The organism is Streptomyces sp. Je 1-332 (assembly GCF_040730185.1).
Taxonomy (GTDB): domain Bacteria; phylum Actinomycetota; class Actinomycetes; order Streptomycetales; family Streptomycetaceae; genus Streptomyces.
Window position 1 is genome coordinate 256444 of record NZ_CP160402.1, and the last position, 13337, is coordinate 269780.

Below are 13337 nucleotides of genomic sequence, written 5' to 3' on the forward strand. Positions count from 1 at the left end.
CGCGTGGAGGCCCCATTTCGCCATGCCTGCGGACAAATCGGTAGGGCGTACGGACGTAACCAGTAGCGCACTTGTGCGTGCGAACGCCTCGATGCAACAGGTTCAGTCGCTTGGGCGGGTTCTTAAACGATCATTGCGTCAAGGGGCGGCGTCGCGTGCCGGTGCCCGCACACCACGCGGGTGTGCGGGCACCGGCCGTACATGTCCGTCCCTCACCTCACGAGGAGGGGACGGTGTCCTCGAAGGCCGTTCCCGCGCTGCGGTACGCGGCCACCTTCGCGGCCACCTGTGCGGGGGTCAGCACCTGGTCCTTGACGTGCAGGACGTAGTCGACCTGCTGGTCGTACGCGCGCGGGGTCGTGCTGGTCTGTCCGGCGAGGTCGATCAGCCACTGGTTGAAGTTGATCGACATGGGCCGCTCCGGCAGATACGCGGCGTCGTGCGTGCCGAACGGCTGCCCGTCGACGTAGTACTTGATGGAGTTGTCGTCGATCGTGACGACCAGGTCGTGCCAGCCCGCGTAGCTCTGCCGGCTCTCGGTGTGCTGGTTGACGGCCTGCCAGGGGTCCGGGTTGTAGGTCTCCCAGGACGTCGCGTACAGGATGTTCGACGGCTCGCCCCAGCCTCCGTTGGGCAGGTACTCGAAGTCGTACTCGGCGTAGTCGTCCGCCATCGGCGCCTTGAGGTCGTTGATGGTGAAGAACGTCTGGACCAGGTGGTCGCCGTCCGGGCCGCTCTTGGGGGCGTCACTGAACTTCACGCGCGCCGCGTACGTCCCGTTCTTGAACTTCATCGCCTTGGTGAGCACTTCGGTCTGCTTGGTGCTCTCGCCCGTGCCCGCCGTCGACGTCTCCAGGTTCATCACGGAGTTGCCGCCGGATGCGGAGAACGTCACGTTCTGCGGCGCCCAGGTCGCACCCGGCACCCCTGGGCCACCGGAGTTGGAGCGCACGTTCCAGCCGTGGGCCGAGATGGCGGGGTCGTCGTGCTTCGTGTAGTTGAAGTCGTCGAAGAGGCTCGCTCCGTCGCCGGGCGGGTCGGTCGGGTCGGTCGGGTCGGTCGGATCCGTGGGGTCGTTGCCTTCGGGTGCGGTGCCCCAGACCGTCGCGCCGTCCAGTTGGGCGGTCACCTTTGTCCAGTTCGCGTACGAGGACTGGGCGGCGCCGAAGGAGTAGTCGTCGTTCTGGTTCACTGACTGCCAGTCGGAGCGGTGGAAGCGGAGCTGGAGGTCGCCGCTGTCGGCTCCGGCGGCGAGGGAACCGGCGCCCGGGGTGAAGCCGATCTCCAGATAGCGGTCGGCGGTGGCCGTCGGGTGGGCGAGCGTGCCGAACGTACCTGTGATGTTGCCGCAGCCCTTCACGGCCCACGAGCAGGCGAAGCGGTAGGTGGCGCTCGCGGACTCGGCCTTGAAGTAGTAGCGCAGCTTCACGCCGCTGAGTGCCACGGCTGACGTACCGGTGTTCTTCACCTTCAGCCACGGTTCGGCCTGGTCGCTGCCGGTCGAGCCGGTGTGGTACTGCACCGACACATCACCCGCGGCGGCGCCGGTGGCGGTCGCGGGCAGCGCGGCGAGACCGGTGCAGCCCATCAGGGCGACGAGGGCGCAGCGTGCCGATCTCGTGAGCACGCGGCGGGATGGCTTTCGTGCAGGACTCATCTCGATTCCTCTCCGGAACGGTGGGGGTCGGGGACGTACGGGTCGAACGGTCCGTGCCGCACGCCGAGCGCGGCGAGCCTGGCGCCGTGTGCGATCAGACGTGCGCGGGCCAGGGGCCAGGGGGACGCTCCGTGCCAAGCCCGGTCGGCGAGCGCCGCGAGCCGGGGGAAGGCCAGGTAGTCGACGTGTGCGGCGGTGGGGGCGAACTCGGTCCACAACTGGGCCTGCACTCCCAGGAGTTCGCCACCCGATGCGGGTTCGTCGGGTGGGTCGTGGTCGTGCACGGCCCGTAGATCGACCACGGCGCCGGGCTGTGCGGGAGGTTCGGCCGGGGACGCGGACTGGGCGTAGTCGAGGTAGGTGGCCTTGTAGTGGCCGCTGACCACGGCGTGGCCGCGTTTGAGGGCGACCTGGGTGTGCTCGGGGTCGCGCCAGGTCATGACGGTGAACTCGGGCGGCAGGCTTTCGCCCGTCTCGGCCCACGCGGTCGGGATGCGGCCGCGCTCCATGAGGTGGGCGCCGATCCGGCCGAGGAACCATCCTCGTAACTCACCTGGCCCCGACAGGCCTTCGGCTTCGATGCGCTCGCGGGCGGTGGTGCTCGCGGCCCATTCGGTGGTGGGGCATTCGTCGCCGCCGACGTGCACATGTGGGGAGGGGAAGATGTCCAGGACGGTGTCGAGGACGGTGCGGCAGAAGTCGAGGGCGGGGTCGTGGACGCCGAGGACCGTTTCGCACACGCCCCAGTGGGTCCACACATCGAGCCTGCGGCCCGGGACGGTGCCGAGTTCGGGGTAGGCGGCGAGGGCCGCGCGGGTGTGGCCGGGCATCTCCACTTCGGGCACGATCGTGACGCCGCGGGCGGCGGCGTAGGTGACGAGGTCGCGCAATTCCCTGTCGGCGTAGGCGCCTTCGTGCGCGACGCCGTCGAAGACGTCGGACCCGGCGGGGCCCACCATCGACCGTGCACGCCGCCCGCCCACCTCGGTCAGCAGCGGATAGTCGGCGACCGGCAGGCGCCAGCCCTGGTCGTCGGTGAGGTGCAGTTGCAGCACGTTCAGTTTGTGCAGGGCGAGCAGATCGACGTAGCGGCGCAGGAACGCCACGGGCTGGAAGTGGCGTGCCACATCCAGCATGAAGCCGCGCCAGGCGCGCCGCGGCACGTCGGTGATCTCGACGCAGGGAAGGCGCCAGGGCGCGCCGGGCCGGGCACGGTCCGCCAGGGCCTCGGCGGGGAGCAGCTGTCGTATCGTCTGGATCCCGCGCAGCAGGCCGGTGAGGTGTGCGGCTCGCAGCAGCACGGCGTCGTGCGAGATCGTCAGGCCATAACCTTCCGTGCCGAGACCGCCGAGTCCCGGGTCGAGGGCGAGGACGAACGGCCCGTCGGAGGCCGGGTGGAGCGGGAGCCCGGTGGCGGGTGCGATGAGGGTGCGCAGGAGGGTGGCGGCGGGTTCGGCGCCTGGTGCGATGCGGACGGTGGTGTGCGGGGTGAGCGTGAAGTGGCCCGGGCGGTGGGTCAGTTGGGTGGGGGCGGGCACGAGGGCGGGGCGGGACGCGGGCACGGCGGACCTCCGGTGCGGGCGTTGGGGGATGCGGGACGGGCGCGGTGGCGGGTCAGCCCTTGACGGCGCCGGCGGCGAACCCGGATGTCACGTGTCGCTGCAACAACAGGAAGATCGCAAGGGCGGGCAGCGCGAAGAGAGTCGAAGCGGCCATGGTGGCGCCCCAGTCGGTGCCGAACGTGTTGTGGAACGAGGAGAGCCACACCGGCAGCGTCCGGTGGTCCTGCTGTTTGATGATCAGGAAGTTGGCGTAGGCGAACTCGTTCCACGCCGTGATGTAGCCGAACAGCGACGTCGCCATCAGGCCGGGCGCGAGCAGCGGGAACGCCACATGCCGGAACGCGCCGAACCGGGTGCAGCCGTCGACCTGGGCCGATTCCTCGAGCTCCGCCGGGATCGTGGCGATGAAGCCGCGCAGCACGACGACGGTGAAGGGCAGCGTCATCATGAAGTAGACGAGGGTCAGGGTCGGAAGCCGGTCGAGCATGCCGGTGTCCCGGGAGATGATGTAGACGGGGATGATCAGGGACTCCCACGGTGCCATCTGCGCGATGAAGACCATGAGCATGAACTGACGGCGGCCGCGCCAGCGCATCCGGGCCACCGCGAACGAGGCGCCGAGCGCGACGACCAGGGCGAGAGCCACGGCGGCCAGGGTGACGAGCACGCTGTTGCGCCAGAACAGCGCGAATCCGTCCGCGTCGACGGCACGCCGGAAGTGGTCGAACGTCCAGCTCTGTGGGAGTAGTTGAGGGCTGTCGGACTGGATGTCGCGTGACGGCTTGAAGGCGGTGGTGACCATCCAGTAGACGGGGAAGAGGCAGACGACGACCGTCACGGTGGCCGCGATGTTGAGCGGCAGGCGGCGCAGTGCGCGCGAGGTCGTCACAGCTCGTTCTCCTGTCGGAACATCTGGCGGAAGTAGGCGACAAGGACTCCGGACATGAGCAGCACGGTCAGCATCGACGCGGCCGATCCGAGGTCGTAGCGCTGTTGGGCCAGTGCGGTCTGTACGGCGTAGACGGGCAGGATCGTCGTGGCGTCGCCGGGGCCGCCGCGGGTCATCACCCAGATCTGCACGAACGCCTTGAACGTCCAGATGACTTCGAGGGAGAGCACGAGCATGAAGATCGGCCGGACGATCGGCAGCGTGACCGAGTGGAAGATCCGGAAGCCGGACGCGCCGTCGATGCGCGCGGCCTCGTAGAGCTCGGTGGGCACGGTGGTCAGCGCCGAGTACAGCGTGATCGCGGCGAACGGCACCGACTGCCACACGACCAGGGTGACGAGGATGGCGAAGGCCGCGGGGCCGTGTGCCAGCCACGGATAGCCTTCGAACCTGCTGAGGCCGAGGCCGGTGAGGGCGTGGTTGACGATCCCGAACTCGGAGTGGAAGAGCCACTGGAACACGGTGGTCGCCGCGACCACGGGCATCGCCCAGGTGAGCACGAGCGCGCTGAGCACGGCCGTGCGGCCGAAGCGTCCCAGCCGCTCCACCATCAGCGCCACGAGTGTCGAGATGACCATGATCAGTGCGACGTTGACGGCCATGAAGAGGAAGGTGCGGCGCACCACGGCCCAGAAGCGCGGGTCGGACAGCAGTTCCGTGTAGTTGTCGAAGCCGGTGAAGTGCGCCTCGCCGAGGATGAGCTGGCGCAGGCCGAAGTCCTGGAAGGAGATCAGGACGGCCCGCGCCAGCGGGTAGACGAGCAGGTACAGCATCCCGAGTACCGCGGGCGCCACGAGCAGGTACGGCCAGATGCCGGACATCGTGGCGCGTGGGGCGGTGGTCGGTGTACGCCGAGGCGGTCGGGACACCACCGGCTCACGGGTGATCGTCACGGCGCACTCCTCTCGGTGCGGATTCCGCGGTCGGGGGTCAACGCGCTTCTCAGGAGCCGGACTTCATGGCGTCGGTGATGGCGTCGGACGCCTCGGCCGCCTCGCGCTTCGGATCGCCTCCGGTGAGGACGGCGGTGAGGTAGTCCTTGATGGGGTTCTTGGCCTCGACCGCGGCCCAGCCCGGCGTGTTCGGCGTGGCGTGGCCGACGGCCGCTCCGGCCGCCATGGCGGAGGCGCCCGGATCGTCGGCGACCGCGTCGGCGAGCGTGGTCTTGTTGGGAACGTAGCTCATGGCGACGGCGAGCTTCTTCTGCCACTTGTCGCCGGTCAGCTCCTTGACGAAGGTGAACGCGGCGTCGTGATGCTGCGACACCGTCGGGATCACCAGGTCGGAGCCGCCGGTGAAGACCGCGCCCGGGGTGTCCGCCGTCTTGCCGGGGATGGGGAAGAAGCCCAGCTTGTCCTTGAGTTCGGGGTTGTTCTGGGTGACTACGTTGGCTCCGCCCGGCACACTGATGAGCTGCGCCACCTGGCCCTTGGCCATGACCTCGGCCTGCGGCGGCTGCGCCTCGTCGGAGTCCTTCGGGCCCTTGCCGAGGGCCTGCAGTTTCTTGTAGAAGGCCATGGCGCGCAGTGCCTCGGGGCTGTCCAGCGCGCCCTTCCACGTGCCGCCCGACTCGGTGGCGAGGTCGCCGCCCTCGTCCCAGACGAAGCCGGCGTAGGTGTACCAGTTCTGTCCCGGCAGGTAAATGCCTTGCTGAGAGCCCTTGTTGAGCTTCTTGGTCGCGGCCACCCACTGGTCGCGGGTCTTGATCGCGGCGGCGTCGACGCCGGCCTTCTCGAAGAGGTCCTTGCGGTAGATGACGACGCGGTTCGCCGCGTAGTACGGGATGCCGTACTGCTTGCCCTCCCAGGCTCCCGGCTCGGCGAGACCCTTGAGCCAGGCGTCACCGCCGAGGCCGTCGACCTTGTCACTCAGGTCCAACAAGCCGCCGCTCTGCGCGAACTGGGCGACCTGAGTGTTGCCCGTCTCGATGACGTCAGGGGCGTCGTTGCTGGCCAGCGCTGCGGTGACCTTCTCGCCGATGCCGTCCCACTCCTGGATCTGGATGCGTACGTCGATGTCGGGGTGCGCGGCTTCGAAGCCCTTCTCGAAGTCCTTCTGGAAGGCGGACGAAACGCTGTCGCGCATCAGCCACACGTCGATCGCGGTCTTCCCGCCTCCGGCGGACTCCCCGTCTCCGGAGCCGGACGAACAGGCACTGAGCCCGGCGACCGCGACGAGCGCGGAGACACCGGCGAGTAGACGGAACTTCACGGTTCACCTCTGGGGTGCCGGACCTGACCAGCGTCTAACTGGTCAAGTGACCTCTGGTGAGGGAGAAAGCTGGCATAGACCATTGTTCGCGTCAACCCCCGCTGCAATCAGGGGAGTTAATGATTTGGTGGTCGATCTTCGCGCTTTCGTGGTCAACTGGTCAGACAGCTGGTTGTACGGCACGAGGGGGCGGACAGTGACCACCGACGCGAACGACGCGGGCGGGACCGCGAAGGCAGGGGTCGGGCGGCGCTCCTCGGGAGCGGTGCTCAAGCGGGAGCGGGTCCGTGACCATCTCCTGCAGCTCATCGAGTCACAGCGCCCCGGCGACCCCATCCCCTCGGAGCGGGCGCTCTGCGCGGACCTGGGGGTCTCGCGCCCCACCTTGCGCGCGGCCGTCGACGAACTGGTCGCAGCGGGCGTTCTCGTACGCGAACACGGGCGTGGCATGTTCGTCGCGCCGGAGAAGATCACCCAGGAACTGATCTCGCCCGCGCACGGCCTCGAGGTGCCGCGGGCGGGCGGCGCCTGGTCCAGCCGGCTCCTGGAGTTCACGACCATCCAGGCCGGCGCCCGCGTCGGCCGCAAGCTGCGCCTCTCCCCCGCCGCCCGGATCGTCTACGTGGCCCGGCTGCGGCTCGTCGACGGCGCCCCGATGGCCATCGAGCACCTGCACATCCGCGCCGATCTGGTGCCCGGACTCTCCGCGCAGGAGCTGGAGAGCGGTGATCTGTACGAGCACTTGAGCGAACACCATGACGTTCATGTCCGCGAAGCGACCCAGACGATCGAGCCGACGGTGGTGACCCGGGCCGAGGCCGAGGTGCTCGAAGTGCCCGAGCTCTCCCCCGCTCTGCTGGTCGAGCGGCTCACCTCGGACCATTCCGGCATCCCGGTCGAGTACGTCCACTCGCTGTACCGCGGCGACCGCTACCGCATCGTCTCGCGTCTCACCCTCGGCCCCGCTGCCGCGTCGAGCGCGACGCAGCAGCTGGCCGGCCACCACCCCGGCATCCCACCCGGCGACTTCGCCCACCGGGACACGGTCGCCTCCTCGACCCGCGGCGACGTGCAGGCGATCTGAACGGGACCGCGCCCCATGCCCCCCCCCCGGGGTGCAAACCGCCTACCGCTTGCGCAACAGCGCGCAGACGAAGTTCTCCTCCACGGCCCGCAGCCGCTTCAGCAGATCCGGCTTGTTCGTCTTGTTGATCTGCGTGGTGAGCGAGACGGTCAGCGACCGCTTGCCGTTCGGGGTGGCTGCGATCAGCTGCGTGTAGCCGGGGAAGTTGCCCGTGTGGCCGTACACCACACCGCAGCGGGTGGTGTACCGGAAGATGGCAAGACCCGCCTTGTTCTTGCCGGGGCCCGCGGGCTCGGATGCGCCCTTCACCCAGTTCAGCTGCTGATGGCGGGTCCGGTCGGAGATCAGCTTTCCGCCCGCGTAGCCGCGGATGAAGGACGTCATGTCCTTCGGCGTCGAGATGATCCCGCCGGACGCCCACACGCCCGACGCGCTCAGTACCTCGCTGAGGTCCTCGGGCGGGTTCGGCGGGGTGACGTCGTAGCCGTGCATGTACGGCTTCGGCATCCGGTAGCCCTGCGGCAGGCTGGTGCTGCGCAGGCCCAGCGGGTGGTACACGAGCTCGGCGAGCAGATGCTCGTAGGGGTGTCCGGTCACCGCCTCCGCCATCAGTGCCACGGCGATGTTGTCGGAGTTGGAGTAGGTGTAGCGGGACCCCGGCCGGAACACCAACGGCTCGTCGGCTACGAAGTCCAGGAGCCGGCGGGAGTCGAAGTGACGGCGCGGGTTCTCGGTCACCAGGGCCAGGAACCTCGGGTCCGCACTGAAGTCTGGCAGCCCGCTGGTGTGGTTCAGGAGCTGGCGCAGCGTGACCCGGTGCCATGCGCGCGGCAGCCGGGGAAGCACCTTGCCGATGGTGTCGTTCAGCCGCAGCTTCCCGCGGTCGACGAGCTGGAGGGCGACCGCGCCGCTGTACGCCTTGGCCGTACTGGCGATGCGCATGTGGTCGGTGGCCTTGACCGGACGGCCGGTGCCGGTCTTGGCGACCCCGGCCCGGTAGACCTCGGTGCGGGATCCGCGCTTGAGGACGGCGATCGCCCCGGGCGGGCCGCCGGGAGCGGTGGTCAGCTCCTGCAACTGCCGTCGCAGCGAGCGGTGGTCGTCGGCGGGGACGTCCGCGGACTGGGCCGGGGCCTGCACGAGGCCGGTCATGCAGGCAGCGGCCAGCACAGCGACCAGGGGCAGGCGGACCTGCGGAAAGCTGGGAGTTGACACGGAAGGACTCCTGAGACATGAGCGCGGTGGGACGTCAGCACGACCAGCTGCCGGCAGGGCACCTGATCTTCTGGGCCCCCAGGCACGCCGGCACGAACGGGCTTCTCACCAGGGGTCCGTCCGTTTCATCCCATAACAGGATGTACAGAAACAAACCACCGCCCGAAGACCTACGTGACGTGGCCGTGCTGCACCTCAATGAGTGACGACGTCCGTCCGTCCCCGCCCCCACGACCGCGGTCGTGTCCTCTACGGGATCACCGTGCCGGGGCCGTTGTCGCCGCTCAGGTTCGAGCCGAACAGGGCCTGCCCCGCCGGCGCACCGATGTCCACCGGGTTGTACGCGACCGCCCGCGAGGCCGTCGCTCCCGATGCGGTGCCGCGCAGCATCCACACCGCGCCGCCGTTCACGACGGCGTCCAGGTTCTCCCCGGGCGCGCCCGCGACCAGGTCCGCCTTGCCCTCCCCCGTCACGTCGAGCACGCGCAGCGACCCTCCGAATACGTCACCGGACTCCGCGACTCCCGGCACACCGGCCGTGTCCTGGTGGAACGCCTGCGCTCCCTTGCCGGAGAGTCCGTCCTTGCCGCCCTTGAGCAGCACGACAGCGCCCGCTTTGGCCTTCGAGCCGATCGCCTCGCCCGGTACACCGGCGGCCAGGTCGGGGTATCCGTCGCCGTTCACGTCGCCCGTGCTCAGCCGTCCGCCGAACTGGTCGCCCTTCTCGCTCACTCCGGGCACACCCGCCGTGTTCTGCGTGATCGTCTGCGTGCGGGTCTGGCTGGGGCCGGCCGGCGAACCGTAGTAGATCTTGACGGTACCCGGGTCCTCCTCGGTGCCCTCGGTGTCACCGCCCGGGAAGATCCGGGTGGCGAGGTCGGTGTTGCCGTCCTGGTCGAAGTCGGCGACGGCGGTGCCGGCCGCGGAGGACAGGGGCTGCGGGGCGGTGGACAGGCCGGCCTCGGTGCCGAGCCACAGTTTGCCGCCCTCGGCGTGGTTCTCGTAGACGTAGAAGGTCGCGAGGTCCTCGATGCCGTCGCCGTTGAAGTCGCCGGTGGCCGTCGAGTTGATGGAGTTGTCGGTGCTGTACACCTTCACCTGCTGCTCGCGGGCGGGGGTGCCGCCTCGGGCGAAGGGGCCGTAGAGCACGGCGTGGTAGTCGTAGTCCTCGCCGTTGCCCATGAACAGGTCAGCGTTTCCGTCCCCGTCGAAGTCGCCCGCGGTGATGTCGTCCCCGACCTGGGCGTCGGACGGTGCGCCGACACGTACAGCGCCCAAGCCCGAGATACCGCTTTCCCGGCCCCACAGGACGATCACCGATCCGTTGACGTTGTTCTCCGGCCGGTAGTCGCGGGCGACCACCGCCAGATCGGTCAGGCCGTCGCCGTCCAGGTCACGGGAGATCATCGCGTAGCCGAAGACCTGGTTGTCGCCGGAGGTGCCGGGGACGCCGGGGGTGTCCTGGGTGATGACCGTCGTGCGCGCGGGGCCGGGGCCGCTCGCCGAGCCGTAGCTGATCGTGACGTGGCCGGCTTGAGCGTGCCCACCGACCTTCGCGCCGGGGGCGGCGACGGCGACGTCCTGGTAGCCGTCGCCGTCGAAGTCCTCGCGCACGGTCACGGCGCCGTCCTTAGCGGATGCGGTGCCCGCGACGATCGGCACGCCGAGCGACCCGATCAGTGCGGCGGCCACGGCGGTCGATATGGCAGGTCGGCGGATGCCCACGGTTCCTCCTTGAGCGCGAGCGACGTCGAGACGCGTGCGCGCGGGTGTGATTCATCTGCGAGACACGCGGAAACGGCTGATGGTTGTGCGGAGAACGGCATCTGAACGGGCGCGGGCCCGGCCGTGGCCCTGTGGCGGCAGAGCGCGTCCGCGAGCCGATACGGCACTACCGTCCTCAACGCACCACGCGGTGGCGGAGGTAGACGACTTGCGACTCGAAGGTGCGGGTCTCGACGAGTTCGAGGTCCACGTGTCGCTCGCGCTGGGGGAAGAACGGGATGCCACCGCCGACCAGCACCGGATAGACCTTGGCCCGGTACTCGTCGATCAGCCCCAGGGCGGCCACCTCGGCTGCGAGCGTCGCGCCGCCGATCGCGATGTCCCCCTCCCCCGGCGCGGCCCGCAACCGCTCGATCTCCTCCGCCAGGCCACCGGAGGCGAGGCGGGCGTTGCCCCGTACCGCTGACAGCGTGGTGGAGAAGACCACCTTCGGGAGCCGGTTCCAGATCGCGGCGAACTCCTGCCTGGAGTCCGGCAACGACAGATCCCGCTCGGCGTTCTCCCAGTACAGCATCGCCTCGTAGAGCCGCCGACCCAGCAGATGGACTCCGAGCCCCCGCACCTGGTCGGTGGCGAAGCGGAAGAGCTCCTCGTTGGGGCCCGTCCAGTCGAAGCCGCCGTCCGGCCCGACGATGTAACCGTCGAGCGAGACGCCCATCGAGTAGGTCACCTTGCGCATCGCAGTCCTCCTCTGTTGAGGGTTTCGACACTAGGACCGCCTGACGCCGTGGGGCTCATCGCGGCTCGCGCGCCGTCCACGTACCGGTCATCACTCCGTCCGCCGCTGTTCATGAGCCGCCGGGCAACTCCGCTCCTGGGCCTCCTGTCTAACGGGGTGACCAGCAGCACCACTGCACACGCACACCCCGAAGGGTCACTTCCGCATGCGCATCCACCGGACCATCGCAACCGCCGCCACCCTCGCCCTGACGCTCGGCACGGCCGTCTTAACGACCTCGACCGTCCAGGCCGCCCCGTCCGCCCCGTCCGCCCCGTCCGCCCCGTCCGCCCCGTCCGCCCCAGCGAACACGGCCTCCGTCGTCGTCGCGGACGGTGAGCTCTGGTACAAGGCGGCTCCCGGCCAGCAGAACGAGGTGACGGTCGACGAGGAGATCGACCACCGCGGCGAGCACGACTCCTACTACGTCATCACCTTCCACGACCAGTACGACATCGCCATCTCCGCCGACGCGGCGGAGTGGGACGAGTGCGCGTACCCCGAGGAGGGCGACCGCACCGCCGTGCGGTGCGCCGTCAAGATCCCGGAGAACTCGGACGACTCCGACAGCTACGACATCGAACTCGGCGACGGGAACGACACCGCGACCCTCGCGCCCGACAGCCAGGCCTGGGCCGGGGTCTACGGCGGCGAGGGCAACGATGTCATCAAGGCGTCGGCCTCCGCGCTCCTGCACGGCGGTGACGGCGACGACCGCCTCGAGGGCGGCGGCGGCCCGTTCGGCTTCGGCCCGTGGGGCGACGCCGGTAACGACACCCTCACCCGCTGCAGCACGGACTGCTTCGGCGGCCTCGGCAACGACTCGCTGACCGGCACCGACGAGGAGAACAACCTGCACGGTGAGGACGGCAGCGACGTCCTGCACGGCAAGGGCGGCGCGGACGTCCTCTACGGCGGCAAGGGCAACGACAAGCTGTACGGCGAGGCGGGCAACGACACGCTGTGGGGCAACAGCGGCGACGACGTCCTGTGGGGCGGCACAGGCACCGACACGCTCTCCGGCGGCCCGGGCCGCAACGAAGTCCACCAGGACTGAACAGCACTCCCGACCGGGGTTCCGACCCGCACGAACGCGAGTAACCACGGCAGGGGCAAAGCCCCTGCCGTGTACCCGAGTTCAGGTATCGGCCGTGGATGCCGCCCCGCGCTCTATCCGGGCTGCTGGGAGATGTTGACCATCCAGGTGATCCCGAACCGGTCGACGAGCGAGCCGGCCTCGTCACCCCATGACTGCTTCTCCAGGGGCAGCGTCACGGTGCCGCCGACGGACAACTTCTCGAAGTAGCCGCGGAGCTTGGGTGTCGCCACCGTCGAGGAAGACCGCGACGTTGTTGCCCGGGGTGTGGGGCATCCCTTCCCGGACGTCCCACGCCATCAGCGTGTAGCCGTCCGGGGTGCGGAGCGTGGCGTGCATGATCTTGTCGGGGTGCGGGACGTCCGGTGATCCGTATTCGGCGTAGGTGCCCATCTCGTTCTGCGGCCCCGCACACCATCAAGCGCGTTGCGCCCGATGGACACTGACGGCATAGCCGCCGCCCTCGTAGGGGTCGGCGTCCCATGTGGCGAAGCGGTCCACCAGGGTGAGGTGGGCCGCCGCGCAGTAGGCGTCGTACTCGGACAGGGTGATGGAGGGCGCTACGGGCAAGTGGGCCTCGTCCAGGCCGAAGCCGGCGACCATGAGGCCGCCCGGGCGCAGAGTCGCCGCCAGCCGGCCGACCGCGGCGGCCTCCGTGCCCGCGGCGAGGAGCGGGAAGATGTTGCCGGCGGCGACCACGAGGTCGAACCCCTCCGCCACCTGGAGTTCGGCCGGGTCGAGCGTGGTCAGGTCGGCCTGGATCCAGGGCAGTTCCGGCGCCTGCCTGCGCGCCACGGCCAGCATGGACGCGTCACGGTCGACCCCGACACACTCGTACCCGAGCTCCGCCAGACGGATCATGACCCGGCCGGTACCGCACCCGGCGTCCAGCACCCGCGCCCCGGCGGGCACCAGCGCGGCGCACAACCGTGCCTCACCGTGCATGTCCTTGCCACTACCGGCCAGGGCGGCGAACCGGGCGGCGTAGTCCTCCCCGGATGTCCCACCGGTCAACTCTTCCCAACGGCTCATGACAGACACCGTAGACGCACCGGGTGCC

12 protein-coding genes are annotated in these 13337 nt (G+C 69.6%); 2 read left to right on the forward strand and 10 right to left on the reverse strand.

Annotated features, from left to right (window positions below; all coding sequences use genetic code 11):
- Positions 1-217: 217 nt before the first annotated feature.
- From ABXJ52_RS01235 to ABXJ52_RS01255, 5 genes are all read right to left on the reverse strand, one after another.
- Positions 218-1588, reverse strand: coding sequence for a cellulose binding domain-containing protein (locus ABXJ52_RS01235; protein WP_367048729.1), 1371 nt, complete (start codon positions 1586-1588; stop codon positions 218-220).
- Between the two features lie 65 nt (positions 1589-1653).
- On the reverse strand, positions 1654-3219 hold the full coding sequence (locus ABXJ52_RS01240; protein WP_367038543.1) for a beta-N-acetylhexosaminidase: 1566 nt from the start codon (positions 3217-3219) through the stop codon (positions 1654-1656).
- A 52-nt stretch (positions 3220-3271) separates the two neighbouring features.
- Positions 3272-4108 (reverse strand): carbohydrate ABC transporter permease, encoded by an 837-nt coding sequence (locus ABXJ52_RS01245; RefSeq protein WP_367038545.1) that lies wholly within the window; start codon positions 4106-4108, stop codon positions 3272-3274.
- Complete coding sequence (locus ABXJ52_RS01250) at positions 4105-4989, reverse strand: sugar ABC transporter permease (RefSeq protein ID WP_367048731.1); 885 nt, start codon at positions 4987-4989, stop codon at positions 4105-4107. Before ABXJ52_RS01250 ends, ABXJ52_RS01245 begins: the two co-directional genes overlap by 4 nt.
- 121 nt (positions 4990-5110) lie before the next feature.
- Complete coding sequence (locus ABXJ52_RS01255; protein WP_367038547.1) at positions 5111-6379, reverse strand: extracellular solute-binding protein; 1269 nt, start codon at positions 6377-6379, stop codon at positions 5111-5113.
- A gap of 265 nt (positions 6380-6644) precedes the next feature.
- On the opposite strand from ABXJ52_RS01255, the gene ABXJ52_RS01260 reads away from it, so the two are divergent.
- Positions 6645-7463 carry a GntR family transcriptional regulator gene (locus ABXJ52_RS01260; RefSeq protein WP_367048733.1) on the forward strand — a complete coding sequence of 273 codons (819 nt, stop codon included), beginning with the start codon at positions 6645-6647 and terminating at the stop codon, positions 7461-7463.
- A gap of 42 nt (positions 7464-7505) precedes the next feature.
- On the opposite strand, the gene ABXJ52_RS01265 is transcribed toward ABXJ52_RS01260, so the two are convergent.
- The 3 genes from ABXJ52_RS01265 to ABXJ52_RS01275 all read right to left on the reverse strand — a co-directional run bounded on the left by ABXJ52_RS01265 (position 7506) and on the right by ABXJ52_RS01275 (position 11142).
- A complete protein-coding gene (locus tag ABXJ52_RS01265; protein WP_367048735.1) occupies positions 7506-8615 on the reverse strand; it encodes a serine hydrolase domain-containing protein in 1110 nt (369 codons plus the stop codon).
- Between the two features lie 312 nt (positions 8616-8927).
- Entirely contained in the window at positions 8928-10403 is a 1476-nt protein-coding gene (locus ABXJ52_RS01270) for an FG-GAP and VCBS repeat-containing protein (RefSeq protein WP_367038549.1), read from the reverse strand.
- 175 nt (positions 10404-10578) lie between these two features.
- A complete protein-coding gene (locus ABXJ52_RS01275; protein WP_367038551.1) occupies positions 10579-11142 on the reverse strand; it encodes a dihydrofolate reductase family protein in 564 nt (187 codons plus the stop codon).
- Positions 11143-11347: 205 nt separating this feature from the next.
- On the opposite strand from ABXJ52_RS01275, the gene ABXJ52_RS01280 reads away from it, so the two are divergent.
- Positions 11348-12238: a calcium-binding protein gene (locus ABXJ52_RS01280; protein WP_367038553.1), complete on the forward strand. Its 891-nt coding sequence runs from the start codon at positions 11348-11350 to the stop codon at positions 12236-12238.
- A 113-nt stretch (positions 12239-12351) separates the two neighbouring features.
- Here ABXJ52_RS01280 and ABXJ52_RS01285 read toward each other — a convergent pair whose 3' ends face one another.
- Entirely contained in the window at positions 12352-12510 is a 159-nt protein-coding gene (locus ABXJ52_RS01285) for a hypothetical protein (RefSeq protein ID WP_367038554.1), read from the reverse strand.
- Positions 12511-12694: 184 nt separating this feature from the next.
- On the reverse strand, positions 12695-13309 hold the full coding sequence (locus tag ABXJ52_RS01290) for a class I SAM-dependent methyltransferase (RefSeq protein WP_367038556.1): 615 nt from the start codon (positions 13307-13309) through the stop codon (positions 12695-12697).
- Positions 13310-13337: the final 28 nt, after the last annotated feature.

Bases quoted from the DNA above. Each gene is read 5' to 3' on its own strand.
- ABXJ52_RS01290 (WP_367038556.1), bottom strand. From the start codon at position 13,309: ATGAGCCGTTGGGAAGAGTTGACCGGTGGGACATCCGGGGAGGACTAC.
- ABXJ52_RS01250 (WP_367048731.1), bottom strand. From the start codon at position 4,989: ATGTCCGGCATCTGGCCGTACCTGCTCGTGGCGCCCGCGGTACTCGGG.
- ABXJ52_RS01280 (WP_367038553.1), top strand. From the start codon at position 11,348: ATGCGCATCCACCGGACCATCGCAACCGCCGCCACCCTCGCCCTGACG.
- ABXJ52_RS01235 (WP_367048729.1), bottom strand. From the start codon at position 1,588: ATGGGCTGCACCGGTCTCGCCGCGCTGCCCGCGACCGCCACCGGCGCC.
- ABXJ52_RS01265 (WP_367048735.1), bottom strand. From the start codon at position 8,615: ATGACCGGCCTCGTGCAGGCCCCGGCCCAGTCCGCGGACGTCCCCGCC.
- ABXJ52_RS01275 (WP_367038551.1), bottom strand. From the start codon at position 11,142: ATGCGCAAGGTGACCTACTCGATGGGCGTCTCGCTCGACGGTTACATC.